Annotated in this window: 20 protein-coding genes; 10 read left to right on the forward strand and 10 right to left on the reverse strand. The window is 72.4% G+C overall.

What is annotated here, in order from left to right; translation table 11 throughout:
- The 5 genes from ACIG87_RS21050 to ACIG87_RS21070 are packed head-to-tail and all read right to left on the reverse strand — an operon-like array spanning position 1 to position 5,014.
- Entirely contained in the window at positions 1-264 is a 264-nt protein-coding gene (locus ACIG87_RS21050; RefSeq protein WP_396852504.1) for an acyl carrier protein, read from the reverse strand.
- Positions 261-1,721 (reverse strand): AMP-binding protein, encoded by a 1,461-nt coding sequence (locus ACIG87_RS21055; RefSeq protein ID WP_396852505.1) that lies wholly within the window; start codon positions 1,719-1,721, stop codon positions 261-263. The genes ACIG87_RS21050 and ACIG87_RS21055 overlap by 4 nt, the downstream gene beginning before the upstream one ends.
- Complete coding sequence (locus ACIG87_RS21060; RefSeq protein ID WP_396852507.1) at positions 1,711-2,562, reverse strand: MaoC/PaaZ C-terminal domain-containing protein; 852 nt, start codon at positions 2,560-2,562, stop codon at positions 1,711-1,713. Before ACIG87_RS21060 ends, ACIG87_RS21055 begins: the two co-directional genes overlap by 11 nt.
- Positions 2,562-3,794: a beta-ketoacyl-[acyl-carrier-protein] synthase family protein gene (locus ACIG87_RS21065; RefSeq protein WP_396852653.1), complete on the reverse strand. Its 1,233-nt coding sequence runs from the start codon at positions 3,792-3,794 to the stop codon at positions 2,562-2,564. Before ACIG87_RS21065 ends, ACIG87_RS21060 begins: the two co-directional genes overlap by 1 nt.
- Before the next feature lie 2 nt (positions 3,795-3,796).
- Entirely contained in the window at positions 3,797-5,014 is a 1,218-nt protein-coding gene (locus tag ACIG87_RS21070) for an aminotransferase class I/II-fold pyridoxal phosphate-dependent enzyme (RefSeq protein ID WP_396852509.1), read from the reverse strand.
- 392 nt (positions 5,015-5,406) lie between these two features.
- On the opposite strand from ACIG87_RS21070, the gene ACIG87_RS21075 reads away from it, so the two are divergent.
- Positions 5,407-8,832: a BTAD domain-containing putative transcriptional regulator gene (locus tag ACIG87_RS21075; protein ID WP_396852511.1), complete on the forward strand. Its 3,426-nt coding sequence runs from the start codon at positions 5,407-5,409 to the stop codon at positions 8,830-8,832.
- A 138-nt stretch (positions 8,833-8,970) separates the two neighbouring features.
- On the opposite strand, the gene ACIG87_RS21080 is transcribed toward ACIG87_RS21075, so the two are convergent.
- From ACIG87_RS21080 to ACIG87_RS21095, 4 genes are all read right to left on the reverse strand, one after another.
- A complete protein-coding gene (locus ACIG87_RS21080; protein ID WP_396852513.1) occupies positions 8,971-10,119 on the reverse strand; it encodes a hypothetical protein in 1,149 nt (382 codons plus the stop codon).
- A gap of 233 nt (positions 10,120-10,352) precedes the next feature.
- Positions 10,353-11,111: a 3-oxoacyl-ACP reductase family protein gene (locus tag ACIG87_RS21085; RefSeq protein WP_396852515.1), complete on the reverse strand. Its 759-nt coding sequence runs from the start codon at positions 11,109-11,111 to the stop codon at positions 10,353-10,355.
- Positions 11,108-12,094: a 3-oxoacyl-ACP synthase III family protein gene (locus ACIG87_RS21090; RefSeq protein WP_396852516.1), complete on the reverse strand. Its 987-nt coding sequence runs from the start codon at positions 12,092-12,094 to the stop codon at positions 11,108-11,110. The genes ACIG87_RS21085 and ACIG87_RS21090 overlap by 4 nt, the downstream gene beginning before the upstream one ends.
- A gap of 5 nt (positions 12,095-12,099) precedes the next feature.
- On the reverse strand, positions 12,100-12,360 hold the full coding sequence (locus ACIG87_RS21095) for a hypothetical protein (RefSeq protein ID WP_396852518.1): 261 nt from the start codon (positions 12,358-12,360) through the stop codon (positions 12,100-12,102).
- A gap of 224 nt (positions 12,361-12,584) precedes the next feature.
- Here ACIG87_RS21095 and ACIG87_RS21100 point away from each other — a divergent pair, with 224 nt between their 5' ends.
- The 9 genes from ACIG87_RS21100 (at position 12,585) to pglW (ending at position 24,980) form a co-directional block, all read left to right on the forward strand.
- Positions 12,585-13,457 carry a class I SAM-dependent methyltransferase gene (locus ACIG87_RS21100; protein WP_396852519.1) on the forward strand — a complete coding sequence of 291 codons (873 nt, stop codon included), beginning with the start codon at positions 12,585-12,587 and terminating at the stop codon, positions 13,455-13,457.
- Complete coding sequence (locus ACIG87_RS21105) at positions 13,454-14,995, forward strand: flavin-containing monooxygenase (RefSeq protein ID WP_396852521.1); 1,542 nt, start codon at positions 13,454-13,456, stop codon at positions 14,993-14,995. Before ACIG87_RS21100 ends, ACIG87_RS21105 begins: the two co-directional genes overlap by 4 nt.
- A 15-nt stretch (positions 14,996-15,010) precedes the next feature.
- Positions 15,011-16,498 (forward strand): FAD-binding protein, encoded by a 1,488-nt coding sequence (locus ACIG87_RS21110; protein ID WP_396852523.1) that lies wholly within the window; start codon positions 15,011-15,013, stop codon positions 16,496-16,498.
- A 79-nt stretch (positions 16,499-16,577) separates the two neighbouring features.
- Entirely contained in the window at positions 16,578-17,069 is a 492-nt protein-coding gene (locus tag ACIG87_RS21115; protein WP_396852524.1) for an SRPBCC domain-containing protein, read from the forward strand.
- Positions 17,066-17,917, forward strand: a complete 852-nt coding sequence (locus ACIG87_RS21120; protein ID WP_396852525.1) for an alpha/beta fold hydrolase — start codon at positions 17,066-17,068, stop codon at positions 17,915-17,917. Before ACIG87_RS21115 ends, ACIG87_RS21120 begins: the two co-directional genes overlap by 4 nt.
- A 19-nt stretch (positions 17,918-17,936) precedes the next feature.
- Complete coding sequence (locus ACIG87_RS21125; RefSeq protein WP_396852527.1) at positions 17,937-18,698, forward strand: thioesterase II family protein; 762 nt, start codon at positions 17,937-17,939, stop codon at positions 18,696-18,698.
- 88 nt (positions 18,699-18,786) lie between these two features.
- A complete protein-coding gene (gene metK, locus ACIG87_RS21130) occupies positions 18,787-19,974 on the forward strand; it encodes a methionine adenosyltransferase (RefSeq protein WP_396852529.1) in 1,188 nt (395 codons plus the stop codon).
- A gap of 119 nt (positions 19,975-20,093) precedes the next feature.
- On the forward strand, positions 20,094-20,621 hold the full coding sequence (locus ACIG87_RS21135; protein WP_396852531.1) for a DUF1772 domain-containing protein: 528 nt from the start codon (positions 20,094-20,096) through the stop codon (positions 20,619-20,621).
- Positions 20,622-20,849: 228 nt separating this feature from the next.
- The gene (pglW, locus tag ACIG87_RS21140; protein WP_396852533.1) at positions 20,850-24,980 is read left to right on the forward strand and encodes a BREX system serine/threonine kinase PglW; all 4,131 of its coding nucleotides are present in this window, start codon (positions 20,850-20,852) and stop codon (positions 24,978-24,980) included.
- A 35-nt stretch (positions 24,981-25,015) separates the two neighbouring features.
- On the opposite strand, the gene ACIG87_RS21145 is transcribed toward pglW, so the two are convergent.
- A complete protein-coding gene (locus ACIG87_RS21145; protein ID WP_396852535.1) occupies positions 25,016-25,222 on the reverse strand; it encodes a type II toxin-antitoxin system VapB family antitoxin in 207 nt (68 codons plus the stop codon).
- Positions 25,223-25,352 lie beyond the last annotated feature (130 nt).

A 25,352-nucleotide genomic window follows, 5' to 3' on the forward strand; every position in this document is an offset into this window, starting at 1 on the left:
TCAGCGGCCCGTCACGGCCTGGCTGCTCGCCCGGTCCACGAAGGCGTCGATCGCGGCGATGCTGCGGAAGTTGTCCGGGTCCAGCGCGACATCGTCCACGGCGAGCTCGAACCGGTCCTCCAGCCAGGCGATCAGCTTGAGCAGGCCGAGGCTGTCGATCACCCCGTCGGCCAGCAGGTCCTCGGTCGGGTCCAGCTCGTCGGCGGGAACGTCCGGGAGGAACTCCTCGATGACGAACTGCTTGATCGTGTCGACGTTGCTCATGGCGTACGTCCTTCCGCTTGCTCGAAGAGTCGGCCGACCGCGGACCGGTCGACCTTGCCGGTGGAGGTGCGGGGCAGCGGTTGTTCGCCGATCCGCAGGGTGCTCGGGATCGCTGCCTGGGGTAGGCGTCGCGCACAGTGCTTGCGGAGGGTGAGGCTGTTGAGCCTGGACCCGGGTGCGCGTCGTACGGCGGCAGCCAGCCGGTGCCCGGTCACCGGATCGGGCAGGGCGACGGCGGCCGCCTCCACCACCTCGGGGTGTTCCAGCAGGACCCGCTCGATCTCGGCGGTGTTGACGGCGAACCCGCGAATCTTGACCTGGAAGTCACTGCGTCCGACGACGGTGAGCGTGCCGTCGGGATCGCGACTGACCAGGTCCCCGGTGCGGAACCAGCGCCGGCCGTCCGCGCCACCGGGGCGCTCGCCGAACCGGTCGGCGTGGCCGGGGGTCAGGTAGCCGGTCGTCTGGAACGGGGTGTGCACCCACAGCTCACCGACGCCCGGACCGTCCAGCACCGTGTCGTCGAGCCCGACGACGAGGGCATCCACCCCGGGCAGCGGGTGACCGATCGGCACCGGCACGGCCGCGTCGTCGCCGAACTCGTGCACGAAGCTGTCGTTGGTCTCGGTGCAGCCGTAGATGTTCCAGCGACGGGCGGCCGGGAAGAGCCCGGGCAACGCCGCCAGCACCCGCTCGGAGACCGCGTCGCCGGTGACCATCACGTGCCGTACGGAGTCGAAGTGCGCGTCGACTGCCTCGTCCAGCAGGCCGTAGAAGAACGGCACCGCCTGCACCACCTGTGGTGGGTGCCGCCGCAGCAGGTTCGCGAGGTAGCGACCGTTGGCGGCCCGCTCCGGGTCGACCAGCACCACCCGCCCGCCGTACGCCAACGTCGTCCAGATGTCCAGCAGGCACAGGTCGAAGTTGAGTGGCGCGTAGTTGAGCACCGTGGTGTCGACGCCGATGTCGAAGGTGGACGCGGCCCAGCTGGCGAAGCGGGCCACCGCCGTGCCGGTCAGCGGCACCACCTTGGGCAGCCCGGTGGAGCCGGAGGTGGTGAGCATGAAGGAGGTGCCGGGCGGCGGCTGGGCAGCCGGAGCGTCCGCCCCGGGCCGCGCGGCGGCGTCGACCTGCTCGACGGCGCGGCAGCCGGCGACGGCGTTGAGCTGGCCCACCACCTCGTCGGGCAGCGCGGTCGACGGCAACAGGAACGGCCGGCCGGTCAGCAGACAGGCCAGGACGGTGGCCACCGTGCCCGGCGTCTTCTGGGCCGGCACGGAGACCGGCTCGCCGGGAGCGAGGTGCAGCCCGGCCAGGTGCAGCCGGGCCTTCTCCGCCCGTTCCAGCAGTTCGCCGTAGGTGACGTCGGTGTCGTCGTGCACCAGGGCCACCGCGGTCGGCCGCTGGCGGGCCTGCGCGGCGATCGCAGCGCCGAGGTCGTGCAGCTCAGGCAGCATCGGTGACCCCGTCCGGCGTGGCCAGCCTGACCCAGCCGCTCTTGAGCGCCACCCCGCGGGGCGTGGCGCAGCTGAACCGCACCGCGCCCCCGCCGTGCCGCAGCGTGATGCGCAGCGGCTCGTCCGGCAGCACCGGCGAGGAGAACCGGCATCCGAGGCCGCGGACCCGGGCCGGATCGCCGTCGGCGTACCGTTCGACGACCTCCTCGCTCACCAGGGCGAGCACGCTCATCCCGTGGGCGATCACGCCGGGGAAGCCGGCCGCCTGCGCGGCTGCGGGCTCCAGGTGGATGGGGTTGAGGTCACCGGACGCGCGGGCGTAGTCGGCGATCGTCGCGACGGTCAGTCGGTGCTCGACGGTCGTCTCGTCGACCGGACCGGGCGGGGTCGCCACGGCCGGCTGCGCCGGCATCTCGCCGAACGCCTCCGGCCTGCTCGCCCCGGCCAGCAGGACGGCGGTGGCCAGCTCCGCGACCAGGTCGTCGGCCTCGCCGGTCACCACCGCGCGCAGCGCCAGTCGGACCCCTCGGGCCTCCGCGCGGGCCCCCCGCACGTCGAGCGAGACGGTCACCTTCTCGCCGGGGCGGACCAGCCGGGACACCAGTACGTCCTGGCTCAGGTGCACCGGGCTGACGGGTGTGCCCTCGGCCGCCCCGCCGGCACCGAGCGCGGCGACGGTCCGTTCGAACAGCTCGTGGGAGAGCACGAACGGGTACAGCGGCGAGGCGAGGTCACCCACGGTGGCGGGAGTGGACATCGGCGTGCGTACCGCCCGGCGGTAGCCGTCGACGTCGGCGGCGACGACCCGGTCGGTGCCGGTCGGGACGGTCGATTCGCTCATCACGGCGTCACCACCAGGCAGGCGTTGTGGCCGCCGAAGCCGAACGAGTTGGACAGGGCCGGGCCCGATGCCGTCGGGCGGGGCGTGCCGTGCACCACGTCGATCTCCATCCCGGGTTCGGTCTGCTGGTGGTTGGCGGTGGGCGGGACGACCTTCCGGCCCACGGCCAGCACGGTCGCGATCAGCTCGACGGCGCCCGCGGCGCCGATGAGGTGACCGGTGACCCCCTTGGTGGCGGTCACCGGCGGCGGGGTGCCGCCGAAGACCTCACGCAGGGCGGTCGCCTCGATCCGGTCGTTCAGCGGGGTCGAGGTGCCGTGCGCGTTGACGTGCGCCACGTCGGCGGGGCCGAGGTCCGCGTCGGCGAGGGCCGCGCGCATGGCGGCGACCGCACCGGCCCCGTCCGGTGCGGGCATGCTGAGGTGGTGGGCGTCCGCGGTGGCCGCGTAGCCCGCCACGGCGGCGTACCTCCGGGCACCTCGGGCCCGCGCGTCGGACTCCCGCTCCAGTACGACGAAGCCGGCCCCCTCGCCCATCACGAAGCCGTCCCGACCGGCGTCGAACGGTCGGGACGCGGCTGCCGGATCGTCGTTGCGGGTGGAGAGCGCGCGGAGGTTGCCGAATGCGGCCAGCGTCACCGGGCTGATGATCGACTCGCATCCACCGACCACCACGACGTCGGCCCGGTCGGTGAGCAGCAGCGCCATGGCGTGTCCGACGGCGTCGGCCCCGCTCGCGCACGTCGTGGCGATCGAGAGCGCCGGCCCCCGGAAGCCGAGCCGCATGGAGATGAGGGCCGCCGCCGCGTTCGGCATGGTCATCAGCGGCATCAGCGGGTTGACCCCCTGCGGGCCGCGCTCGCCGTAGTGCCGGCTCTCCTGGTCGCTGGTGATCCGCCCGCCGACCGCGTTGCCGACGAGCACGGCGGCCCGCGCCGGGTCCGGCCGGGGCGCACCGGCGTCGGCGTACGCGGCGAGGGCCGCAGCCAGCCCGAACCGGGCGAACGGGTCCATCCGGCGGACCTGCTTATCGGTCATCCCGTCGATCGCGTCGAGGCCGTGGACCCGGCAACCGATCCGCACCGGGTGGGCCTTGAACTCCGGGTCGTCCAGCGGGGCCGCCGTGGACCGCCCGGCGAGCAGGGTCGACCAGAAGTCGTCGACCGTGCAGCCGGCCGGGGAGACGACCCCCATCCCGGTGACCACCACCGATTCCCGTGCCGAGGTGCGCATCGTCACGCCGGGATCAGGCGGCACTCGCGCGCCGCGGTCAGGAAGGCCTCGGCGGCGACGTCGATGTCCGCTTCCGAGTGCCGGGCGGTGATGGCGATCCGGAGCCGGGCCAGGGTGTTCGGTACGGCCGGCGAGACCACCGGCAGGCCGATGACGCCCGCGCGGCGGCACGCGGTGGCGTAGTCGTAGGCGCTCTCGTCGGAGCCGGCGATCAACGGGATCACCGCGGTCTCGCTGGACAGGGTGCGCATGCCGGCCTCGTTGAGGATGCCGCGCAACCGGGCGGACTGCCGCTGGATGTGCGTCACCCGCTCCGGCTCCTTGTCCAGGATGCGCAGCGCCTCCAGCGCCGCACCGGCCTGCGCCGGGGCCAGCGCCGCGGAGAACAGGAACGGCCGGGCGTTGTAGCGCAGGTGCTGGATGAGCTGGGGCGGGCCGACGACCCAGCCACCCATCGAGGGGATGGCCTTGGACAGCGTGCCCAGCTTGATGTCGACGAGGTCGTCGCTGCCGAAGTGCTCCTCGATGCCCCGTCCGGTCGCCCCGATGACGCCCAACGCGTGCGCCTCGTCCACCATCAGCAGCGCGTCGTGGTCGTCGCAGACCTTGCGCAGCTCGGGCAGCGGCGCGATGTCCCCGTCCATCGAGTAGACGCTGTCGACGATCACCAACCGCAGGCCGTCCGGGCTGGCGTTGCGCAGCCGCAGGTCCAGGTGCTCCGGGTCGTTGTGCCGGAACCGGGTGACCGTCGCCCCGCTGAGCTTGCAGCCGTCGACGATGCTCGCGTGGTCGTACTTGTCGATCAGGACGGTGTCGCCGGGGCCGCAGAGCGCCCCGATGGTGCCCACGTTGGCGGCGTACCCGGAGCCGAAGACGGCCCCTGCGGGGCGTCCGTTGAACCGGGCTACCTCGGCCTCCAGCTCCTCGTGCAGGGGCAGCGATCCGGCCAGCGCCCGTACGCCGTGCGCGCCGGTCCCGTACTGCTCGACCGCCGCCTTCGCGGCGTCCACCACCCGCTGGTCGCCGCTGAGCCCCAGATAGCTGTAGCCGGACATCATCAGGTAGCGCTCGTCGTCAACGGTGACGTACGGAGTGTCCCGTTCCACCCCGTACGGGACAAAACTGTTCTTCCGGCTCGGATCCGACTCGAGAGCGGCCAGCCGGTGGCGGATCGCCTCTATCTTCGGCTGCAACCGCAGCCATCCTCCTGAAGGGTTCACGGGCGTCTCCTCGTCCATTCGGCGATCGGTGGCGCGTGGGTGACCGGAGGTCGGCCTCGCCGGACTGCCCAGCGACTGCGACCGCTCGACGTGGCTGCCGTCCCCGGCCCTCCGACGTCGATCTACGTTGCCGGCATTTCTACGACGACTGCCGCAAGCGGCGCGCAACACGGGCGGAAGGACTTCGGCGTCGATCAGTTGTTCACCGAAATTCATCCACTATGGAGCTTTGACAAACGACCACGGGTGGATATGGTTCGCGTGCGGAATGTGTATTGACGGGAATCGCGCGAGCCGCATGATCGGCAGCGTCGCTGACCTGCGGCTCCCTGCACCACCGTCGGGGATCCGAGCTGCGGTACGCGCTACGAGCGCGTGCGAGGGGGGTACCCGTGCTGATCAGGCTCACCGGCTTGGTGGCGATCGAGCAGTTGGAGAACGGAGAGGTCCGGCACCTGTCCAGCGCGCAGGCCCAGGTGGCCTTCGCCCGGCTGACGCTGGAGCGGGCCAACGGCACCGGCCGGGACCAGCTGGCAGACACGGTCTGGCCGGACGGCCTGCCGGACACCTGGGCATCGGCGCTGCGCAGCGTCGTCAGCCGGGTGCGCGCCTTCGTGGCCGGTGGGGACGCGTCCGACGACCTGTCGGTGATCTCCCAGAGCGGGCGGTACCTGTTGCGTCTGCCGCCGGACGCCGTCGTCGACCTGGAACTGGCCGAGTCGTCGGTGGCCACCGCCACGAAGGCGTTCGCCGACGACGACTTCACCGAGGCCCGTAGGCGTGCCGCCTCGGCGGTTGCCTGCCTGCGCCGGCCCTTCCTCTCCGACCACGAGGGGGAGTGGGTCACCTCGGTCCGACAGCGCCTCGACGAGCTGCTGGTGGCCGCCCTGGAGATCGCGAGCCTTGCCTCGTCGGCGCTCGGCGAGGACCGGGAGGCACTGCGGTACGCCAGCGAGGCCGTGCAGCGCGGCCCGTTGCGGGAGAGCGCCCACCGGTGTCGGATGGCGGCCCACGTCGCCGCCGGCAACCGCGCTGAGGCCCTGCACGCGTACAACACCCTGCGCAGGGTGCTGGTCGAGGAGCTGGGTGTGGACCCGGCCCCCGAGACCCAGGCGCTCTACCTGGAACTGCTCGTCGCGCCGGCGGTGGCGACCCCCTCCCCCCGCGAGCTGTTCCGGGCCAAGCCCGGCACCGCCGCCCCGTTCATCGGTCGCCGGACCGAGTTGACGATGCTGGCCGAGTGCTGGGCCCAGGCGGTGCGCGGCGACAGCCACCTGATCCTGATCAGCGGGGAGCCGGGGATCGGCAAGACCCGGCTGATCACGGCGGCGGCCAGCCGGGCCGGCCTGGCCGCCGCCGTGGTGCTGCACGGCCGCTGCGAGCCGTCGAGCCGACAGCCCTTCCAGCCGGTCATCGAGGCGCTCTCCGGCTACGTCGCCGCGACGCCCGCCGACGCGGTGCCGGACGTGGGCCGGAGCGCCGCCGCCACGCTCGCCGCGCTGACCGCCGGGGAGCCGCCCTGCGCCGCCGACGCCGACCAGCTCGGCGTGCTCACCAACGTGCTGATCCGGCTGGCCCGGGCCAGCCCGGTCCTGCTGGTCCTCGACGACCTCGACCTGGCCGGCGAGGACACCCTGGCCCTGCTGCGCCAACTGCTGCGCAGGCGGCGGGGCATCTGCCTGCTGGTGGTGGCCACCGCGTCCAACCCGGTGCACTACCCGCCCGCGTTCGCCGTCGCGGTCCGGGACATGGACCGGGAGGGGCATCTGCTGCGGTCGGCGCTGACCGGGCTCGTCGAATCCGACGTGGCGACCCTCATCGGCCAGGTCGTGCCGGCGGCGGCGGTCCGGTCGCTACCCAGCCCCCGTCGGTTGGTCGCGGACACGGCCGGCAACCCGTACCTGCTGTTGAGCTTGCTGCGCTGGTACTGCGAAAGGCAGGACCGGGGTGAGGCCACGGCCGAGGAGCTGCCGTCGGGCGTGCACGACCACGCCAACGGCCGACTCGCCGCGCTCAGGCCCGCGTCGCGGCGGTTGCTGACCGCGGCGGCGCTCGCCGGGCCCACCTTCGAGCTGGACCTGACCGCCGCAGCCGCCGAGTTGTCGGCGGCCGAGGCGATGGACGAACTCGACGTCCTGCTCGCCGCCGGTCTGGTCCGGCCCGTCCGGCGGGGCGGCCCCGGCCTGGGCGAGTACGGCTTCTGCCACGACGTGCTGCGCCGGTCGGTGGGCGCACAGTGCCACGCCGACCGGCGGCGGGCGCTGCACCGGCGCTTCGTCGACGCGATCGAGGCGCAGCGCGCCGCCGACCTGGACCGCTACAGCGCCACCCTGGCCCGGCACTGCGCTGCGGCGGCCGTCGGGCCCGGTGATGCCCGCGCCGTGCGCTGGGGCTGGGCGGCGGGGTCGCGGGCCTTCTCCGACGGCGCCCACCGGGAGGCCGTCCAGATGCACCGGCTGGCCCTGCAACATGTGCCTGCGGACGAGCCGGGACTACGCGCCGAGGCGCTCATGAATCTCGGCCTGGCGCAGCGTGCCGCCGGGGACGGCGACGCCGAGCAGACCCTCTTCGACGGCGCGCTCCAAGCCCTGCACAGTGGACGCCCCGACGTGGCCGCGCAGGCCGCGCTCGCCCTGGCCGACGGGGCGGACGAGCGGTCCCGGCTGCGCGGCGAGGCCACCGCGCTGGTCGAGGCGCTACTGCGTCGCCCCGCCCAGCAGGCCGCCTACCGCCCCGCCCGGCCCGGCCGCCCGACGCCGCGCGGCGTGCTGGACGACCTGACGCTCGGCCGGTTGCTGGCCCGGCACAAGCGCTTCGGTGGTCGGGTGACCGCCGGTCCGGCCAGTGCCGCGGCCATCGCGGCGCTGATCCAGGAACTGCACCAGTCGGCGGGGCCGGAGCGGCTTCAGCGGCGTCTCGAGCTGTCGGCCGACCTGTCCGACGTCGCCGACGCGGTGGGGGATCGGCGGGCTCGGGTCATCGCGGCGCACCACCTGGCCACCGCCGCCGACCTGACCGGCCGGCACGCCGACCGGGACCGGGCGCTGGCCGTGCTGGCGGCGGAGGCGGACGGCACGCGTGGCAACGGTGATCCGTTGGCCGACGCCCTGCTGGTCGACCACGCGGTCGCCGTCGCGGTCACCGAGGGTCGGTTCACCGACGCGGTGGCGACCGCCCGGCTGGCCGGTCAGGCGGTGGGCCTCCGGCAGGGGCGGACCATCCAGCCCGCGCCCGGCGGGCTCGCCGGGCGTCAGATGCACGTGGCGGGCTGGTTGCGGGGGGTGTCCTGGCCGGCGACCGGTGGTCCGGGTGGCGACCGGGCGCTCGCCGAGGTGTCGCTCGCCGCGTTGGTGGCCGGGGAGCGGGGTCGACCCCATCTGACCCTGCGCGCGTTGGCCACCGGTGCCGAGCCGCTCCCCTCGGGCGACGAGTGGCTGCACGCGGCGGGGCTGCTCGCGCTCGGATCGGTGGAACTGGGCGATCCGACGACCGCCGAGGCGGCGCGGTCCCGCCTGTTGCCCTACGCCGACCTGCTCTGCGGGGTCGGCTACCGGAGCTTCGTCGGACCGGTCTCGTTCCATCTGGGACGGTTGTCGATGCTGCTGGGGGACTGGGCGTCCGCCGAGCGACACCTGACGGCCTCGCTCTCCGTGCTCGGCGGGCGTCGCGCCCGCCCCTGGTTCGCGCTGACCCAGCTCTCGCTGGCACGGACGCTACGCGCGCGGGCGCGTCCCGGCGACCAGTCCTGGGCGCAGGTGCTCGAGGGCGAGGCCCGCACCGCCGTCGCCGGACTGGGCCTGCGGCGCAACCTGAGCTGACCGGCGCGGCGGCGGTGCCCCGCGGTGGCGGTGTCCGGGCGTCCGGGGGTGGCTTTCTCCGGGCGTCCGGAGGCCGGCTGTCCGGGCGTCCGGAGCGGCCCACTTCGGGCGTCCGGAGCGGCCCGCCCCGGGTCGTGGTCAGTCCAGGCGGTGATGGCGCAGGTTCGCGTCCTCGCCCGGCCCGGCCTGGTCCAACAGTTCGTCGAGTGCCGGCGCCGGGGCGCGGCTGGTGGTGGTGACGACCAGCATGATCCGGCTGCGCCGACAGGTCAGCCGCAGGTGTCCGAGCAACCGCGCGGAGAGCAGGTCGGCCGGCGGCAGGTCGTGCAGCACGATCAGGGTGGGCCGCTGTCGTGCCATGGCGTCCAGCCACGCCTCGATCGCCTCGAACGACTCGGTGCGTTCCACCTCCATCGGCGGGCGTGGCGGTAGCCCGAGCCGCGGCACCACCTCGGGCAGCAGCCGGCTGATGTGGTCCACCCGTCCGTCGATCTCCGTACGCAGGGCCTCCGCCGTACGTCCGCCCAGGTAGACGCCGAGCGCCTCGCGCAGGGCCTGGAACTCGTCCTGCGGCTCCCGCTCCCAGCGGCCGTAGAGGATGCGGGCACCCTCGGTGTGCAGGCGAAGCGCGAGCTCGGCGCTGACGTTGCCGGGGATGGACGGGGTTGCCGCGGTGAGCACGTGCGTCACCAGCTCACCGGAGAGAACCTGCCGCCAACCGTCCCGCAGCGCGGCCAGGGCGCGAGCGGAGGCAGGGGTCGGTGCCGGGCGGGGCCCGGCGAGCGCTCGCCGGGCCCAGTGCAGGTTGTCCGCCTCCGCCTCCGCGTCGTCGTTCGGCGGCCGGAGTTCGTACAGTTGCTCCGGCGGTCCGTCGGCGGCTGGCCGCCACCGGCCGTGGTAGTAGAGCTGCGCCCCCGGTGGCAGGGTCGCCCCCGCCACGATCGCGGTGGCGGCGGTCACCAGGATCTGCCCGGCGTCGGTGCGGGCCAGCAGCGGCGTCAGCCGGTCCGGCCGTCCGCTTCCCGGTGCGGCTGCGGTGTCGACCAACACGCGGAACCGGGGTGGGTCGCCCGCCAGGTCGGGCGGTGGACTGAGCAGTTCCAGGGCGGCCCGGGTCGCGTCGGCCGCGCTGGCGAACCAGCCCCGGGTTCCGCATCGATCGGGGTGGCGCTCGATGCTGGTCTCGGTCGCCTCGGCCCGCAGCATCAGGTCCCGTGCCCGTTTCAGGTGGCTCACCGGAGCGTCTGCGGGCAACGCGGCGACGAGGGTGCTGACGGGCTCGCTCACAGCTCACCTGTCGACGAGGCAGCCGGCAGCGTCCCGACCGGCCAGGGGTGGACGAACAGCGGGAAAATGGTCATCGTTCGTTCTGCGTCAATGGCACGTTGAGCAGCATGACGGCCGGAACGGTCGGCCGGGTATCAGCCGGAGGGATCGTTGCTCGCCCCTGGGCGGGTATCGATCGGTGTCCGTCCGGCGGGGGGAGGTGGTGAGACACCCGGTCCCCCCGCCGGACGGGCTCAGGTGATCGAAACGCCACCGTCGATGCTGAGCACCTGACCGGTCATGTAGTCGGCGTCGAGGAAGAGGCGCATGCTGTGGGCGACCTCCTCCGGGGTGCCGAACCGCGGAACGGGGCACTTGCCGCGGATGGCATCGGTCACCGACGCGGACAGGTCCTTGGTCATTCCGGTGATCATGAAACCGGGGGAGAGCGCGTTGACCGTGACGCCCCGCCGCCCGCACTCGGCGGCCAGCGTACGGGTCATCCCGATCACCCCGGCCTTGGAGGCGGAGTAGGCGGTCTGGCCGGCGGTGGCGATCAGCCCCGACGGCGAGACCACGTTGATGATGCGCCCCCACCGCTGCCGCAGCATGTGCGGTACGGCCACCCGGGAGGTGTGGAAGGTGCCGATCAGGTTCGTCTCGATGACCTCCCGCCACTCCTGCGGGTTCTGCATCGCCATCAGCGAGTCGCGGCGGATCGCCCCGTTGTTGACCAGGACGTCGATCGGGCCGAGCTGTTCGCGGACCTGCTCGTACAGCGCGCCGACCTCCTCCCAGGAGGCGACGTTCCCGGTCACCACCACCGAGTCGTTGTGCAGCTTGTCCGCCACCGCCCGAGCCTGCTCGGCGGAGCTGTTGTAGTGCACCGCGACCCGGCAGCCGAGCGCGTCCAGTTCGATCGCCAGTGCCTGCCCGAGCCCGCCGGATGCCCCGGTGACCAGGGCCACTGGTGCATCCGGCCGGACCGTACCGATCGTCGTGCCAGCGCTCATCCCGACTTCCCTCCCCATTCCAGGAGCATCGAGCCCCAGGTCATACCGGCGCCGAACCCGGCCAGCAGCACCAGGTCCCCATCGGCGACCCGACCCTCGTCGAGCGCCTCGGAGAGCGCGAGCGGGATGGAGGCCGAGGCGGTGTTGCCGTAGCGGTCCAGGTTGGTGACCAACCGCTGCGGGTCGAGCCCCGTGTGGCTCAGGATCGAGTTGATGATCCGGATGTTCGCCTGGTGGGGCACGATGTGCTTGACCTGGTCCGGCTGGACCTTCGCCTGCTCCAGGGTGGCCCGTACCGACCGCACCGAGAACCGTACGGCGTTCAGGTAGATCTCGTTACCGTTGATCTTCGCGTAGTGCAGCCCGTCCCGGACCGTCTCCTCGGTGGTCGGCATCCGGCTGCCGCCGGCGAGCACCTTGAGGCTCCCGGTGCAGGAGCCGTCCGCGCCCAGGTTCCAGGCCAGCAGCCAGTCCCGGTCGGTGGGTTCGAGCACCAGGGCGGCGGCACCGTCCCCGACCAGGATCCCGAGGTCGCGGTCGGTCGGGTTGACCGTCAGCGAGTGGGTGTCCGAGCCGATCACCAGGATCGGACGCGGGTCCATCCGCATCAGCGCCGCCGCTGTCATCAGGCTGTAGATGAAGCCGCTGCACTCCGCGTTGACGTCGTGGGCGCTGCCGGCGATGTCGAGATCGTGGTGGACGAAGGCCGAGGTGGCCGGCGACGGCTGCTCCGGCGTCGCCGTGGCGACGATCAGGTGCGCGATGTCCGCGCCGGTCAGCCCGGCCTTCTCCAGCGCCCGCCGGCCGGCGTCGACGGCGAGCGAGGCGGTGGTCTGTCCCGGCTCCACGAACCGCCGTTCCCGGATGCCGCACCGGCTGACGATCCAGTCCTCGTCGACACCGAAGCGCCCGGCCAGCTCAAGGCTGGTCAGGACCTGGTCAGGTACGGCGACGCCCCATCCGCTGATCTTGAAGCCGTCCACGTGCGCTACGCCCCGGCGGGCTGGCCGGCCAGCGCCACGATCCGCGCGTGCACCGTACGCATCGAGGTCGACTCGTCGATGTCCTTGAACAGGGACTCGTCGGCCGGGATGTGCGGGTACTTGTTCTGGAAGCTGTACAGCCACTCCATCAGGTCCAGCGAGTCCACGTCGGCGATGTTCTGGATCGAGGCGTCCGGGTCCACGTTGTCGGCGCCCGACACGGCCTGCAGCTGGATCGCCAGTTCCTCGACGGTGGGAATCTCCATGGGTCCGCTCCTCTCATAGGGGCACCGGCGACCGTCGACTCGCGTCGGGCCGGCACACGAGCAGCTAACGGCGACGGCGCAACGGCTGCGCAAGCCGGCTGACGGGGCGGGCGGGTGTTGCGCGGCTCTTGCGGTGGGCGGTTTACCTCTTCACGACGTCACGAACTGAATCTTCCGAGCGGAACTGAATTGGGGGCGAGATGACCATCGCCGATATCAGACCGGTGAACCCCGAGGTTGAGGCGATCCGCCATCACTACGAGGTGAGCAACGCCTTCTACCGGCTGCTGCTGGGCCCGATGATGATGTACTCCGGCGGGTACTGGGACGAGGGCGAGCCGCTCCGGGAGACCCACGACCTCGCCCAGGAACGCAAGCTCGACGCGTTCGTCGAGTTGGCCCGCGCCGCCGGCGTCGACCGGGTCCTCGACATCGGCTCCGGCTGGGGAACCATGCTCGACCGGGTGACCCGGGTGCACGGCGCGCGGCAGGCGGTCGGCCTCACGCTCAGCCGTACCCAGAAGGAGTGGGTCGACGCACTGGGCAACCCGAGCGTGGACATCCGGGTGGAGAGCTGGGAGGAGCACCGGGCGGAGCAGCCGTACGACGCCGCCTTCTGCATCAACGCGCTGGAGCACTTCGTCTCGGCCAGCCTGTCGCCGAAGGAGCGCACCCGCCGCTACCAGACCTTCTTCGAGCAGGTCCACTCGCTGCTGCGGCCCGGTGCCGGCTTCGTGCTGCACACCATGACCGCGGAGCGTCTCCCGCTCAACCGGGAGCTGCTCAAGGACCTGAAGTTCCTCCAGCGTGAGGAGTTCAAGGACTGCCACATCCCGCACCTGTACGAGCTGACCGCCGGTCTGGAGGGTCTGTTCGACGTGGTGGAGATCCGCAACGAGCGCGAGTCGTTCAGCCGGGCCTGCCGGGTCTGGCTGGAGTACCTGGCCGAGCGCCGGGACGAGGCGGTCGAGATGGAGGGCGAGGAGGTCGTCGCGCGGTTCGAGCGCTACCTCGACATCTTCGCCTACACCCTGGAGGACGCCTACTTCAACAACTTCCGCGTCGTGTTGACGCGCCGGGGTCAGGGGGCGTCGTGACGAGCACTGTGGAGGAACTGTCCAGCACGGGTGGCTCCGGTCGTCCGGTGCGGCACGTGAAGGTGGCGGTCGTCGGCACCGGGTTCTCCGGGCTGGGCATGGCCATCCGGATGCTCCAGGCGGGCATGGACGACTTCCTGGTCTTCGAGCGCGCCGACGAGGTCGGCGGCACCTGGCGGGCCAACACGTACCCGGGCTGCGCCTGCGACGTCATGTCGCTGCTCTACTCCTTCTCCTTCGCGCCCAACCCCGACTGGAAGACCACCTTCGGCAAGCGGCAGGAGATCTTCGACTACCTGCGGGACTGCGCGGACCGGTTCGGGGTGCGGCCGTACATCCGCTTCCGGCACGAGCTGCTCTCGGCCCGGTGGGACGAGGTGGCCCGGCACTGGCGGATCAGCACCAGCCAGGGCGACTACACCGCGCAGGTGCTGGTCACCGGCACCGGCTACCTCAGCGACCCGGTGGTGCCGCAGATCGAGGGGCTGTCCAGCTTCGCCGGCCCGATGTTCCACTCGGCCACCTGGGACCACGACGTCGACCTCACCGGCAAGCAGGTCGCGGTGATCGGCACCGGGGCGTCGGCGATCCAGTTCGTGCCGAAGATCCAGCCGAAGGCCGCCAGGCTGGACGTCTACCAGCGCACCGCGCCGTGGGTGGGCCCCAAGCCCGACAAGTCGATCACCTCCCGCGAGCACTGGATGCGCCGTCGGGTGCCCGGCTACCAGCGCTTCCGCCGCAACTTCAACAAGAACGGCCGGGAGATCCTCGCCTTCCTGCTCAGCGACCCCAAGCGGGCCGAGAAGACCATCCAGGGGATGGCCAGCAAGCACCTGGAGAAGAGCATCACCGACCCGGTGCTGCGGGCCAGGCTCACCCCCGACTACACCGTGGGCTGCAAGCGGCTGCTCTTCTCCGACGAGTGGTACCCGGCGGTCAGCTCGTCCAACGTGGACGTGGTGACCGACCGGATCGACCGGGTCACCCCGACCTCGGTGGTGACCGCGGACGGGCGCGAGCGTGAGGTCGACGTCCTGATCCTGGGCACCGGCTTCCAGGCCACCTCCCGCCCGATCGCCGGCCGGGTGTTCGGCACCCGCGGCGTGGCCCTGGCCGAGGTGTGGAGCAGCGGCATGAGCGCCTACCGGGGCACCACCGTCGCCGGGTTCCCCAACCTGTTCATGCTGCTCGGCCCGAACACCACCCTCGGGCACTCGTCCCAGACGCTGATGATCGAGGCGCAGATCGCGTACGTGATGGACGCCCTGCGGGTGCTCGACAAGCGTGGCCTGAGCAGCGTCGACGTTCGCCCGCAGGCCCAGATCGACTACAACCGGCAGCTCGACGAGCGGTTGGCGGGAACCGTCTGGAACGCCGGCAATTGCCGGAGCTGGTACCTCGACGGCAACGGACGCAACCCGTCCATCTGGCCCACCTACACCTGGCGGTTCCGCCGGCAGACCCAGCGGTTCGACCTCGACGCGTACCAGCTCGCCACCACGGTGGCCGGCGGTCCGCGTGTCGGTCAGCCGGCCTGATCCTCGGGGGCATCGATGAAGCACCAGGTCAATCGGCGTTCCCTGCTCAGGGGTGCTGTCACCGGAGCGCTCGCGGTGGGCTTCAGCCAGGCCGCCGGTGGCTGGCTGACCGCCGCCGCCGCGAGCGACCACTCCGGGGTCTCCTGGGCGCCCCGCTTCGACGGCACCCTGGAGACCGCGCCGGACGTGCTGGCCGGCTTCGCCACCGACTTCGGCGCCCTGCGCTCCGGTACGCCGCGGGCCGTACTGCGGCCGGGGTCGGTGGACGACGTGGTGACGGCCGTCAGGTTCGCGCGGTCGCACCGGCTGAAGATCGCCATGAACGGCCAGAGCGGCACGGGCACCGACCGCGAGTCGCACTCGAACTACGGTCAGGCGCACGTCCCGGGAGGCATCTCCATCGACGCGCGGCGGCTCAACCGGATCCACCGCATCGAGTCGGGCTTCGCGGTCGTCGACGCCGGCGTGACCTGGTCGGAGCTGACCGCCGCCGCGTTGGCCCAGGGCCGGACCCCGCCGGCGCTGCCGGACTACCTGCACCTGACCATCGGCGGCACGATCAGTGTCGGCGGTATCGGTGGCACCGTGCAGAAGCACGGCCTGCTCTGTGACACCGTCGAGGAGGTCGACGTGGTCACCGGCACCGGGGAGCTGGTGACCGCCAGCCTGCACCGCAACCGGTCGCTGTTCCTGTCGGTGCTGGCCGGCGGCGGCCAGTGCGGCCTGATCGTCCGCGCCCGGGTGAAGCTCGTCCCGGCACCGGCCAGCGCCGTGGTCTTCAGCCTGTTCTACGACGACCTGGCGACCTACCAGGCCGACGCGGAGCGGTTGGTGGCCGACGGCCGGTTCAGCCACCAGGCCGGCGAGATCGTCGCGAAGCCCGACGGCTCCGGCTGGCGGTACAAGCTGGAAGCCGGCCGCTACTACACGGGCGTCGAGCCGGACCAGGCCGCGCTGCTCAGCGGGCTGCGTGACGAGCGGGCCGAGCTGGAAATGGTCCGGCTGGGGTACCGGGACTGGGTCACCCGCCTCGACGGCTACGAGGTGTTCCTCAAGGAGGGTGGCTACTGGGAGCAGCCGAAGCCGTGGTTCAGCATGGTGCTCCCCGCCTCGCGTACCCGTCAGTTCGTGACCGCCGTGGTCAGGGAGCTGACACCCGAGGATCTGGGTGTCGGATTCGCGGGCTTCTACCCGTTCCCGACCGCCAGGCTCACCCGACCGCTGTTCGCCAAGCCGAGCGGGCCGACCGCCTACCTGTTCGACCTGCTGCGTTTCCCGTTTCCGGGTGACACCGGGATCGACCGCATGCTCGCACAGAACCGCCGGCTCTACGACCTCGGCGTCTCCCTCGGCGCCAAGCGTTACCTCGTCGGCGCGATCCCGAACATGACCGGCGTCGACTGGCAGCGGCACTTCGGCGCGCACTGGTCGGACTTCCGCGCGGCCAAGCACCACTACGACCCCGACCTGATCCTCACCCCCGGTCAGGGCTTCTTCGCCTGACCTGAGCCGGTGTCCGGGCGGGCGTGCCGCCCGCCCGGACACTCCCGGCCGGACCCGCCGCCCGCCTGGAGGTATCTGAATGCACAAGTACGACATCATCGACGAGGCCGTCGTCGCCGCCGCACCCGAATCGGTCTGGGAGGCGTTGGTCGAGGAACTGCGTGGCGCCGCCCGCTGGTGGGTGCCGCACAACACCTTCGCCGCCGGGTCGGTTCCGCCGGATCAGGTCGGTGGCGAGACCGAGGTGACCGTCCACCCGAAGGGCGTCGACGGCGGTGGGCCGAAGCTGCGGTTCACCGCGCGGACGACCGCAGTGGAGCCCCATCGCCGGCTCGCGGCCGACTACGTCTCCGGTGTCTTCCTCGGCACCTGCGAGTTCCTGCTGCGTCCGCTGGACGACGGTCGGACCCTGATCGCCATGCACTTCCAGGCGGACCCGAAGGGCTTCGTGCGCATGCTGTCCAAGGTCGCCGACATCGGCGCACAGCACTCCTCGGCCACCCAGGCCGCCTTCGCCAACCTCGACGCCCTGCTGGCCGACCGGCCCGTCGCCCGGAGCGGTGCGCGGTGAACGGTCGGACGCTGTCGCGTACCGCCACGGCCGTCGACCGGGTCGTCCAGACCGACGACGGCGCGCGGCTCGCCGTGACGGTGACCCGCCCGAGCCTGGACTTCGACGCCGGTACGGTCGTGCTGGCCCACGGCTGGGCCGCCGGCCGCCAGTGCTGGCAGCCGGTCACCCGGCACCTGCTCGCCCTGGGGCACACCGTCGTCGCGTACGACCACCGGGGGCACGGGGAGTCCACCCTCGGTCGGGAGCCGATCGGCGTGCCGCGGCTCGGCGCGGACCTCTCGGCCGTGCTGACCGAACTGGACGTCCGGGACGCCGTGCTCGCCGGCCACTCCGGCGGCGGGTTCGCCGCGTTGGCGTACGTGACGGCGGACCCCGGCGCGGCGACGAGCCGGCTGCGCGGCCTGGCGCTGCTCGCCACCGCCGCCCACGACCAGGCCACCCCGGCCGGCGAGGTCCGGATGATGGGCAGCGGCCTGTTCACCTGGGCGCTCTCCCGGCCGCCGGTGGGCCGCAAGATGCTCCGCGCGACGATGGGCCGGTGGATCGATCCGGCGGCGCTGGAGACCCACCGGCAGATGTTCGCGGCCACTCCCGCCGCCGTCCGCGCCGCCTGCTTCGGCTGCACGCAGCAGATGGATCTGCGTTCCCTGCTGGCGAAGGTGCAGATCCCGGCGGTGGTGGTGGCCGGGGACGCCGACACCGTGGTCGCCCCGTCGCTCGGCCGGGCGGTCGCCGACGCCCTGCCCCACGCCCGCTACGAGCTGCTGCCCGGTGCCGGCCACATGCTTCCCCTGGAGCGCCCGGCGCGGGTCGCCACGGTCATCGCCGACCTGGCCGCGCGCTGACACCCCGGAAGGCAGGTCGATGACATCCTGGTTCGACGGCACCGACCCGGCCGACCAACACGGGCCGAGGTTGTTCTGCTTCCCGCACGCGGGGGGCGGAGGGCGGTTCTTCCATCCGTGGCGTCGTCTGCTCGCGCCCGACCTGACCGTCCGTCCCGTCGTCCCACCCGGACGGGAGGGTCGGTTCGGCGAGCGGGCGTACGACCGGATGGAGCTGCTGGTCGAGGGCCTCGTCGAGGCCGTGCGCCCGGAGCTGGACCGGCCCTTCGTCTTCTTCGGCCACAGCCTCGGCGCGGCCGTGGCCTACGAGACCGCCGTGCGGCTGCGGCAGCTCGGCCTTCCCGAGCCGAGCTGCCTGGTGGTGTCCGGGCGGCGGGCGCCGCACCTGCCGCTGCCGCCGCCCTACCTGCACCTGATGGACGACGATCAGTTCATCGCCGAGGTCATCCGGTTGGGCGGCACCCCGGCGACGATCCTCGACCGTCCGCAGGTGCTGAAGTTCTACCTGCCCACGCTGCGTGCCGACTACGAGCTGAACGAGGTCTACCGGCCCACGCTCGGCAGGCCGCTGTCCTGCCCCGTCTTCGGCTACGCCGGGGACGCGGATCCGATCGGCGAACCCGCCGACGTCGCCGCCTGGAAAGCCGTGAGCAGCGGGCCCTTCGCCGCTCGCGTGTTCGCCGGTGCCCACTTCTACCTCAAGGACCGGTCGGAGGAGGTGCTGGCCGCGTTGCGCAAGGACCTTGCCGTGGCGTCGGTCGGCGTCACCGCGCAGAACTGACCGGGCCGCCGTGCCCGCGCTCGCAGTCGTCCCGCTCGAACCGTCGTCCGTGCCGCACGCCGGCCGGGCCCACCCCCGGAGGGGTTCGTTGGCTTCCCGTCTCTTCACATCCGAATCGGTAACCGAAGGCCACCCAGACAAGATCGCCGATCAGATCAGCGACGGCATCCTGGACGCGCTGCTGGCGCAGGATCCGCACAGCCGGGTGGCCGTCGAGACCATGATCACCACCGGCCAGGTGCATGTGGCCGGTGAGGTGACCACGAAGGCGTACGCCGATATCCCGACCATCGTGCGGAAGACGATCCTCGGGATCGGCTACGACTCGTCGAAGAAGGGCTTCGACGGTGCCTCCTGCGGGGTCAGTGTCTCCATCGGAGCACAGTCCCCGGACATCGCGCAGGGCGTCGACCGGGCGATCGAGCTGCGGACCGGCTCGTCGGAGCGGGAGTTGGACGCGCAGGGCGCGGGCGACCAGGGCATGATGTTCGGCTTCGCCTGTTCGGAGACGCCGGAGCTGATGCCGCTGCCGATCGCGCTGGCGCACCGGCTCGCCCGCCGGTTGACCGCGGTGCGCAAGGACGGCACGGTCCCGTACCTGCGGCCGGACGGCAAGACCCAGGTCACCATCGAGTACGAGGGGCTGCGCCCGGTCCGGCTGAACACCGTGGTGGTGTCCAGCCAGCACGCGGCCGACATCTCGCTGGACGGTCTGCTCACCCCGGACGTGCGCGACCAGGTGATCGCGCCGGAGCTGGCGGAGCTCGGGCTGGACACCGAGGGGTACCGGCTGTTGGTGAACCCGACGGGGCGGTTCGAGATCGGTGGTCCGATGGGGGACGCCGGGCTGACCGGCCGGAAGATCATCGTCGACACCTACGGCGGGTACTCCCGGCACGGTGGCGGCGCGTTCTCCGGCAAGGACCCGTCGAAGGTGGACCGGTCGGCGGCGTACGCGATGCGCTGGGTGGCCAAGAACGTGGTGGCCGCCGGGCTGGCCGAGCGGTGTGAGACGCAGGTGGCGTACGCGATCGGCAAGGCCCACCCGGTGAGTCTGTTCATCGAGACGTTCGGCACCGAGACCGTGCCGGTCGCCGCGATCGAGAAGGCGGTCGGCGAGGTGTTCGACCTGCGTCCGGCCGCGATCATCCGGGATCTCGACCTGCTCCGCCCGATCTACGCCCAGACCGCGGCGTACGGCCACTTCGGCCGGGAACTGCCCGACCTGGCCTGGGAGAGCACCGACCGGGCCGCCGACCTCAAGTCGGCGATCTGACGACGACGAGAACCGGCGTGAGCGTCTGGCGTATGGAACCGAGGATCTGGGCCATGGCTCGCACCCCGGTCCGGCGGTTGACTGGGAACAGAGGCGAACAGGCGACGGAGGTACCGGAATTGCATACCGATCTGTTCACATCCCGTGCATCGGACACCGCGCTGGGCCTGGCCGGGGTCGGCACCGGCGTGATGGCAGGGGTGTTCCACGCGTTCGACACGGCGGTCATGCCGGCGTTGGCCGAGACCGACGACCGGACGTTCGTCGACACCATGCGCTCGGTGAACCGGCTGATCGAGAACCCCGTCTTCGGACTGGCGTATGTCGGCGCGCTGGCCGCGCCGGCGGCGGCGGCGGTGCTGCTGCATCGGGCGGGGCGGCGGCGCGCGGCGCGGTGGGCCGCCGGTGCCGCGCTGTGCTACGGAGCCGCGGTCGTGGTCACCAGCGCGGTCAACCTGCCGCTCAACGCGCGCCTCGCCCGGACCCCCGACGCGACCGCGGCACGGGCGGGCTTCGAGCGGCGGTGGAACACGGCCAACACCGCCCGCACGGTCCTGACCGTGGCCGCGGCGGCCTGCGTGGGCCGGGCCGCCACCCTGCGCGAGCGCGGCACGTCCCGGGCGGGGGAGTCGACCGGGTCCGCCTGACCGAGGCGAATCGCTCCCGGCGATCCCGGTCCTGTTCGCGCTGACCTGCCGGCACCCTGGCGGGTCAGCGCGGGCATCCGCGCTTCGGCGAGGCGATACCGGAGCGCGCTGATCCGCCCTGATCCGCCATGATGCCGGCGGGGGAGACGCTGGGCGGGCGGCACCCCGGTATGGTGCGGTGGCTGAGCCGTGGACACGGGGTGCTGCCAGGGGTGGAGGGGTCGGTGCATGCGTGAGGATTCGCCGCGCTGGGAGCAGATCAACGCCAGCTCCTACGTCCACGAGCAGGACGGGCTGCGGGACCTGGCGAGCTACCTGCCCGACGCGGACCCTTACCACGTCTGGGCGAATGTCGAGTTCGTCGGTGCCGACGGGACGATAAACGAGGTCGACGCCCTGGTGCTCACCCCGAGCGGGTTGTACGTGCTGGAGTTGAAGCACTGGCGGGGCGAGATCCGGGGCGACGGCACCCAGTGGGTACGGCGGATGGACAACAGCCGGCTCATTCCGGAGGACAACCCCTACATCCTGGCCAACCGGAAGGCGAAGCGACTGGCCAGCCTGATCCGCTATTACGCCCGGCAGAACGGCCAGGAGGCCGAGGCCCCCTACGTCGGAGCGGCGGTGTTCCTGCATGCCCGAGGGATGCGGGCGAGCCTGGACTCGATCGGCGGGCAGCACGTCTACGGCCTGCACGGGCACGACTCGGGGCTGCCCAGCCTCAAACAGGCGCTGACCGCACCGGCGCGTAACCCGGCGCACCGGGTGGACGCGGCGCGGGGCAGACAGATCGTCGAGCTGGTCCGAGGTGCCAAGATCCGGCCGTCGGTGGCGGACCGCAAGGTCGGCCAGCTCCTGCTGCATCCGAAGCCGTTCGCGGAGGGCCTCGGCTGGCAGGACTTCCTGGCCGGGCATGTGCTCGACACCTCGCTGGTGCGCCGGGTCCGGTTCTATCTGACGAGCCGGGCCGCCGAGCACGAGGTGCCGGCGATCCGCAAGGCGGCCGAGCGGGAGTTTCGCCTCCTGCAGGGCATCCACCACCCCGGCGTGGCGCGGGCGCACGACCTGGTCGAGCATGCGTGGGGCCCGGCGGTCGTCTTCGACCACCAGCCGGACCGGGTACGCCTCGACCAGTGGCTGCTGCGCCGTGGCGACACGTTGACGCTGGCCCAGCGGTTGCAGTTGGTGCAGGATCTCGCCGAGATCATCGACTATGCGCATTCGCGCCGGTTGGCCCACCGGGCGCTCGCCCCCCGGGCCATCTACGTCGGCGAGCCGGACGGTTCCCGTCCGACGCTGGTGGTGACCGACTGGCAGACCGGCGGGCGGTTGGCCGGCAACACCCAGCTCACCCGGCTCGGCCCGTCGAGCGACCCGGCCAGCCTGGAGCTGTTCTTCGACGACGAGGTGCGGCGCTACCAGGCACCGGAGGCGGGGGGTGCCGCCCGGCTGCCCGGTCATCAGCTCGACGTGTTCTCACTCGGCGCGCTGGCCTACCGGATCTTCGCCGGGGTAGTGCCCGCCGCGACCCCGGAGGAGTTGGTCGACGCGGTCCGCGACAGCGGCCTGCACCTGGATGCCGCAGTCGACGGCATGCCGGACACGTTGGTGACACTGGTCTACGACGCCACCCGGGGCGATCCCGCGCAGCGCCTCGCCGGGGTGTCGGACTTCCGCGCCGGCCTGGAGAAGGTCTGGGAGGAGCTGACCGCCCCCGAGCAGGAATTGGCGGCCGATCCGCTCGCCGCCCACCGGGGTGACCTGCTCGACGGTGGTCTGGAGGTGAAGGACCGGCTCGGCTCCGGTGCCACCGCCGTCGCGCTGCTGGTCAGCAGGGCCGGGGAAGCCCGGGACCTGGTGTTGAAGGTGGCCCGCGACGAGCAGCACGAGGAACGGTTGACAGCGGAGGCGCGTACCCTCGCGGGGTTGAAGCATCCGCAGGTGGCCGCGCTGGTGGACGGCCCGGTGCGGGTCGGTGGCCGGACGGCCCTGCTGATGGAGAGCGCCGGCTCGCGGACCCTCGCCGAGGAGCTGCGCGGGGGCCGGCTCGCGCTGGACCTGCTGGAGCGGTACGGGCGGGACCTGCTCGACATCGTCGCCTTCCTGGACGGCCAGGGCGTCTGGCACCGGGATCTGAAGCCGGCCAACCTGGCCGCCCGGCCCCGACCGAAGGACAAGCAGCCGCACCTGTGCGTCTTCGACTTCTCGTTGTCGTCGACGCCGGCCGACCAGCTCGCCGCCGGCACGGTCGGCTACATCGACCCGTTCCTCGGCTCCGCACGGCGGTTGCGTTACGACGCGGCGGCGGAGCGGTTCGCCGCCGCCGTGGTGCTCTACGAGATGGCGACCGGGACGCTGCCCCGGTGGGGTGACAACGCGAATCCGGCGGTGATCAGCGACGAGGTGACCCTCGATCCGGCGGCGTTCGATCCGGCGGTCGCCGACCGGCTGGTGGAGTTCTTCGCCCGGGCACTGGCTCGGGACGCGGCGGCCCGGTTCGACACCGTCGACGAGATGACCGACGCCTGGCGGGCCATCTTCCAGCAGGTCCCGCAGCCGGCCGTGACGACGGTCGGGCCGATGCCGGCGGCGGTGGGGCTGACCCGTGGGTCGCCGCTGGAGGTCACCGAGCTGACCGCTCGGGCCCGTTCGGCGCTGGAACGGCTGGGCCTGCACACCGTGGGCGACCTGCTGGACGCCGAGCCGTCGAGGCTGACCCGGGCGAAGGGGGTGCCGGACGCCACTCGCAAGGAGATCCTCGCCCAGGCGCGGGCGCTGCGGGCGGTGCTGCCGGGAGCCGGCGAGCCGACGGTTGCCGAGGAACAGCCGCTGGCCCAGGGCGTCGAGGCGCTCTGCGCGGCACTCCTGCCCGCCACCACGTCCCGCAATCACCGGGCGCTGGCGGTGCTGCTCGGGCAGGCGCCCACCGCCGAGGGCGCGTTCCTGTGCTGGCCGGCGCAGATGGAGGCCGCCCGCGCCACCGACCGGACTCAACCGCAGGTGTCCAAGCTGCTCAGCACGCAGGCCCGCACCTGGCTGGGCCTGCCGGCGCTGGTGGCGGTGCGCAACGAGATCGTGGCGCTGCTCGATGCCCGGGGCGCGGTGATGTCGGCCGAGGAGTTGGCCCAGGCGCTGATCGCCGCGCGCGGCTCCTACACGTCCGCGCCGAAGCGGCTGCCGCAGGCGGTCGGGCTGGTGCGGGCCGCCGTCGAGGCCGAGCTGAGCACCGGCGGTGACGCCCGGGTGGCCATCCACCGGTTCCGGACGTCGGGCACCGTGCTGGTCGGCCGTGAGCCGGACGATCCGGCGTCCGAGGTCACCGCTGCGGACTTCCTCGGGTACGTGGTGGAGTTGGGTGGCCGGGCCGCCGAGTTGGCCGCTGCCGATCCGCTGCCGACCCGGCAACGCGCCGTGGAGGAGTTGCGCCGACTGCCGGTGCCGGCCGGGATGCCGGCGGTGGCCGACCTGCGGCTGTTGCAGCTCGCGGCGGCCGGGAGCAACGACCGGGTGGACGTCAACCCGCAGGGGCAGCTCTACCCGGTGGGGATGTCGGCGGAGCGGGCGTTGCGGCTGTCGGTGGGCAGCCTGATCGGCCAGCGGCTGGGTGCCCAGCAGCTCCGTGACCGGGTGCAGAGCCGGTTCCCTCGGTCACAACGGGTACCCGACCGACCCACGCTGACCGACCTGCTCAAGACAGCCGAGGTGCCGCTGATCTGGCATCCGAACGATCAGGTATATGGGCCAGCGGCCACGGTAGCGTCGGTGACCGGCACCCGGACGGGAACCGCCCACGCGCCGCTGCTCGGCCTCACCGCCGTTGACGAGGTGGGCGACCGGCTGGCCTCGGCGCTCGACCGGCGGGCCTTCCTGGCCGTGTTGGCACCGTGGCGTCGGCTTGCCCCGGCCCGGCGGGCCCTGTTGGCCCGGCTGCCGCTGACCGAGGTGGACGTCACGGCGATCCTGCTGGAGCGGCTGCGCACGCTGGGCTTCCCATGGGAGGCGATCCTGGCGGCCGACAACGGCATGCCGCTGGACGCGGATTTCCGCAGCCTGGTGGATCTCGTCCGGTATCAGGTGGTCCCGGCGATCGGCGCGGCGATCGACGCTGCCGACGGGCCGGTGCTGATCACCGAGGCCGCGCCGCTGGCCCGATACGGGCAGCTCGGGCTGCTCCAGCAGTTGGCCGACCCGACCCGGCCCCGCCCGGCGGCCCGGCTGCTGCTGGTGCCGGCCCGCCGGCTGGACCCGGCGGTGCTGGACGGGGTGCAGTTGCCGCTGACCTCCCCGGCCAGCCAGGCGCTCTGGCTCGCCGACGAGTGGATCGCGACGGCCGGCGAGATGCGCTCGAGGGTCCGCTGATCAGTCTGCGGTGTCGAGGAGGTAGGACGCCCGACTCACGCTGCGTCCGGCGTCGACGCGGGCTGCCCGGTCAGGCGGGGCAGCCCGCCGCTCTTGAGCCAGTCGGCGAACTCCCGCCGCCTCTGCCGGTCGACGGCTGCTTTCAAGGCGGCGTTGACGGTGGCCTTCTTGGTGGTGGTGCCGAAAATCTTCGCTGCCGCGACCAGCAGTTCGTCGTCGATGTCGATGATGATGCGGGACACGGGAGTCTCCTCGTCTGCCGGCCCGAGTGACGGTATCAATTTCATGCTGATGCGATAGCAAGCCAAGTTTGGAATCGTGCCCTGTCGCGTTGCCGACACCTTGCGGGGCGGTTCCTGCCGGGGTGTGCTG

The organism is Micromonospora sp. NPDC051925 (genome assembly GCF_044548625.1).
Lineage (GTDB): Bacteria > Actinomycetota > Actinomycetes > Mycobacteriales > Micromonosporaceae > Micromonospora.

Coding starts and splice junctions, on each gene's coding strand:
- ACIG87_RS21085 (WP_396852515.1), bottom strand. CDS start 11,111: ATGAGCGCTGGCACGACGATCGGTACGGTCCGGCCGGATGCACCAGTG.
- ACIG87_RS21050 (WP_396852504.1), bottom strand. CDS start 264: ATGAGCAACGTCGACACGATCAAGCAGTTCGTCATCGAGGAGTTCCTC.
- ACIG87_RS21125 (WP_396852527.1), top strand. CDS start 17,937: ATGACATCCTGGTTCGACGGCACCGACCCGGCCGACCAACACGGGCCG.
- ACIG87_RS21110 (WP_396852523.1), top strand. CDS start 15,011: ATGAAGCACCAGGTCAATCGGCGTTCCCTGCTCAGGGGTGCTGTCACC.
- ACIG87_RS21060 (WP_396852507.1), bottom strand. CDS start 2,562: ATGAGCGAATCGACCGTCCCGACCGGCACCGACCGGGTCGTCGCCGCC.
- ACIG87_RS21095 (WP_396852518.1), bottom strand. CDS start 12,360: ATGGAGATTCCCACCGTCGAGGAACTGGCGATCCAGCTGCAGGCCGTG.
- ACIG87_RS21065 (WP_396852653.1), bottom strand. CDS start 3,794: ATGCGCACCTCGGCACGGGAATCGGTGGTGGTCACCGGGATGGGGGTC.
- pglW (WP_396852533.1), top strand. CDS start 20,850: ATGCGTGAGGATTCGCCGCGCTGGGAGCAGATCAACGCCAGCTCCTAC.
- ACIG87_RS21115 (WP_396852524.1), top strand. CDS start 16,578: ATGCACAAGTACGACATCATCGACGAGGCCGTCGTCGCCGCCGCACCC.
- ACIG87_RS21055 (WP_396852505.1), bottom strand. CDS start 1,721: ATGCTGCCTGAGCTGCACGACCTCGGCGCTGCGATCGCCGCGCAGGCC.